Genomic DNA, 3,051 nt, shown 5'->3' on the forward strand with positions numbered 1-3,051 from the left:
ACACCGACGCGGGCGCCGTCGTCCTCCCCGTCCCGCTCGCCGAGCTCCGGGCCCGGCACGAGGAGCCGTACCGCGCCGCCATCGCCGCCGGGGTCCGGCTGGCGGCGGAGGACCGGCTGCTGCGGGCGGCGCTGCTGCTGACCGGCGCGGCGGCCGGGGCGCTGCTGCCGGTGGTGTCGTTGCTCGCGCCGCTGCTGGCGCGGGCGGCCGGGTGGGGTGCGGGATCGGCGGGGCTGGTGGCGGGCGGCCAGGGGGCCGGCGTGCTGGTGGTGGCGGGCCTGCTCGCCTGGCGGGGCGGCGGAGGAGGTGGAGGTGGAAGGGGCGCGGGGTTCGGGCTCTGCCTGGCCGCGGCGGGAACGGCGCTGCTGGCCGGGGCGCCCGGGCCGGGGACGGCGGTGCTCGGCGGGGTGGTGACGGGCGCGGGCTCCGGGCTGTTCGCCTGCCGACTGGGTCCGCTGGTGCTGGGGGCCGCGCCGGAGGGCCACCTCGCCCGGGTGCAGGCGCTGCTGACCCTGGTGCAGAGCGCGGCGCTGGTGCTCTCGACCGGGCTGCTCGGTCTGCTCGCGGACGCGGCCGGTCCCCGGGTGCCCATCGCGCTCTGCGCGGCGGCCACCGGCGCCGCCGGGCTGGCCGCGCTGGCCTCGCCCGACCCGCGCCGGGGTGGCGCACTTGCCGGGCCGCGGGGCGGCGGGCAGAGTGCGGGAGCCGGGAGTGACCGGTGGTGGCCGGACGGGCGCGGACACGCCCCGGGACGGCGGCGCGAGCGGAGGCGGCGATGAGTGACCTGACGGACCGGCTGGCGGAAGGCCTCCCGCCCGGGGCGCTGGCGGTGGACCCGGACGTGACCGCCGCCTACCGGCACGACATGGCGGACTTCTGCCCGGCCGGTACGCCCGCAGTGGTGGTCTTCCCGGAGACGGTCGAGCAGGTGCGGCACGTCATGCGGACCGCCACCGCGCTGCGCGTGCCGGTGGTCCCGCAGGGTGCCAGGACCGGGCTGTCCGGTGCGGCCAACGCCGTCGACGGCTGCATCGTGCTGTCGATGGTGAAGATGAACCGGATCCTGGAGCTCGACCCGGTGAACCGGATCGCCGTGGTCGAACCGGGCGTGGTCAACGCCGACCTCTCCCGGGCCGCCGCCGCCTCGGGGCTCGCCTACCCGCCCGACCCGTCGAGCTGGGAGTCCTGCACGATCGGCGGCAACATCGGCACCGGCGCGGGCGGTCTCTGCTGCGTCAAGTACGGGGTGACGAGCGAGTACGTGCTCGGCCTGGACGTGGTGCTGGCCGACGGGCGGCTGCTGTCCACCGGCCGCCGGACGGCCAAGGGCGTCGCCGGTTACGACCTGACCCGGCTGCTGGTGGGCTCCGAGGGCACCCTGGGCGTGGTGGTCCGGGCGGTGCTGGCGCTGCGGCCGGCCCCGGCGCCGCGGCTGGCGCTGGCGGCGGAGTTCCCGAGCGCGGCCACGGCGGGCGCGGCGGTCTGCGAGGTGATGGCGCGCGGCTTCACCCCGTCGCTGATGGAGCTGATGGACGCGGTGAGCGTGCGCGCGGTCAACGACCTGGGGCGGATGGGGCTGCCGGAGTCCACCCAGGCGCTGCTGCTGGTCGCCTTCGACGGCCCGGACCGGGTGGCCGAGCTGGACGCGGTCGGGGAGCTGTGCCGGGCGGCCGGGGCGACCGAGGTGGTGCCCGCCGGCACCCGGGCCGAGTCCGAACTGCTGCTGGAGGCGCGCCGCCAGGCGCTGCCCGCGCTGGACCGGCTGGGCACCACGATGATCGACGACGTGGCGGTGCCGTGTTCACGGCTGGCCGAGATGCTGGACGGCGTCGCGGCGATCGCCGAGCGGCACGCGCTGACCATCGGGGTGGTGAGCCACGCGGGCGACGGCAACACCCACCCGATCGTCATCTTCGACGCGGCGGACGCCGAGCAGTCGGCCCGGGCACAGCGCTCCTTCGACGAGATCATGGCGCTGGGGCTGGAGCTGGGCGGCACGATCACCGGTGAGCACGGGGTGGGGCTGCTCAAGCGCGAGTGGCTGGCGCGGGAGCTAGGGCCGGTGGCGATGGACCTCCAGCGGCAGCTGAAGGCGGTCTTCGACCCGCTGGGCATTCTCAACCCCGGCAAGGCGATCTAAACCCGTCCAGGTGTTCTGTCGGGAGTTCCGCCGATTGTCGGGCTGTCGCAGCGTGGCCTGAATTATCGACACGGTCATGCGACCGAACCGGCAGGGGGCGCGTTCATGGCCGGCGTGCGCCGTTTCGGGCGCACTGGTGGTGACCGGTCGATCCGGCTGCGCCGCAGGTGGGGAGTGGTGCGAAGGGCGCGCTCTCGGGTCGGTGAGAGTTATGCGCCGGGCCGCCGGATATCACGCTAAAGGGCGAAAATGCCGCCGTGAGGTGGTGCTTTGTCGATTTGTTGCGGAAGTCTGTATCCCGGCGTCGCAGCCCGCAGGTGTTCGCCTGGCCGGCGAACTCCCGCACACCTCGCATGATTACCGTTTTTTGGAGGCTCCTCATGGCTCGCACCCGAACCCGCAGGGCGGCCGGTCTGCTACTGGCGGTCCCGTTCGCGGCCGGTCTGCTGATCGCCGGTGCCGGCTCCGCCGCCGCCGAGAACGGCGCGCTCGCCAACGACGGGTCCACCAGCGGCGTGGTGTCGAACGTCGGCACGGGCAATGTCTTCGGCTCGGTCGACGGCAACTACCTCTCCACCCAACAGACGGCCTCCGGGGCCGGTGCCTCGAACCAGGCCAACACCCTCGGAGTGAAGGACAACGCGGGCACCGTTCAGGCCGGCCAGGGCAACGAGAACTACAACATCGTCTTCGCACCGGTCTTCGCCTGAGCGCAGCCCGGGTGCCACCCGGGTGCCGTGGACGGCGGGGGCGCCGTCGACGGAGGACCGGGCCGGCCGGGGACGGACCGCACGCGGAGCAGCACGCGGCACACCACGCAAACCACCACACGAAGCACCACGCACGAAGCGCAAGGCACGACCGGGCAGCGGAAAGGGTCACCGCGCACCGGTCCCGTGGGCGGCACCGCA

The 3,051-nt window shown here is 74.7% G+C and carries 2 protein-coding genes and 1 pseudogene; all 3 read left to right on the forward strand.

The window, feature by feature from the left end:
* Positions 1-779, forward strand: a pseudogene (locus ABD308_RS29110) (hypothetical protein); the annotation flags it as partial.
* Complete coding sequence (locus tag ABD308_RS29115) at positions 776-2,140, forward strand: FAD-binding oxidoreductase (protein ID WP_344340954.1); 1,365 nt, start codon at positions 776-778, stop codon at positions 2,138-2,140. The pseudogene ABD308_RS29110 and the gene ABD308_RS29115, both read left to right, overlap by 4 nt.
* 380 nt (positions 2,141-2,520) lie before the next feature.
* Positions 2,521-2,850 (forward strand): hypothetical protein, encoded by a 330-nt coding sequence (locus ABD308_RS29120; RefSeq protein ID WP_344340957.1) that lies wholly within the window; start codon positions 2,521-2,523, stop codon positions 2,848-2,850.
* Positions 2,851-3,051: the final 201 nt, after the last annotated feature.

The sequence above is a fragment of the Kitasatospora putterlickiae genome, assembly GCF_039527695.1.
Classification (GTDB): Bacteria; Actinomycetota; Actinomycetes; order Streptomycetales; family Streptomycetaceae; genus Kitasatospora; species Kitasatospora putterlickiae.

Excerpts from the sequence above, each read along its gene's own strand:
- ABD308_RS29115 (WP_344340954.1), top strand. The coding sequence starts at position 776 with ATGAGTGACCTGACGGACCGGCTGGCGGAAGGCCTCCCGCCCGGGGCG.
- ABD308_RS29120 (WP_344340957.1), top strand. The coding sequence starts at position 2,521 with ATGGCTCGCACCCGAACCCGCAGGGCGGCCGGTCTGCTACTGGCGGTC.